A 373-nucleotide genomic window follows, 5' to 3' on the forward strand; every position below is an offset into this window, starting at 1 on the left:
TACGCCTAGTGCGCGTTACCAGGAAGGTGTCGCCGCGCATCGCTGGGAATCCGATCCGGCCCAGCTCGCGATGCTGCCTGAGTTCGACCGCATGCAAGCTGCGCTGTGCGCCGAACCAGGCGCGGGCAATGGCCTGTTTGGACGGCTGAAGTCGCTGCTTGGCAACGAAACGGTCGCGCCCGTGCCGGGGTTGTATCTGTGGGGCAGCGTCGGCCGCGGCAAGACATTCCTGATGGACTTGTTCGTCTCCAGCCTGCCGCACAATATTGCGCTGCGCCGGCATTACCACCGCTTCATGGGTGAGGTGCACGAAAGCCTTCGCGCACTCGGCGAGCGCCAGAATCCGCTGATCGATGTCGCTGCCAGGCTCGCC

General features: G+C 64.6%; 1 protein-coding gene. It reads left to right on the plus strand.

Annotated features, from left to right (window positions below):
• Positions 1-373: AFG1/ZapE family ATPase (zapE, locus tag GSQ77_RS29135; RefSeq protein WP_158907626.1), on the plus strand; the 373-nt coding region annotated here is incomplete at both ends.

Origin of the sequence: Burkholderia sp. L27(2015) (assembly GCF_009765705.1) — a bacterium.
Classification (GTDB): Bacteria; Pseudomonadota; Gammaproteobacteria; order Burkholderiales; family Burkholderiaceae; genus LMUX01.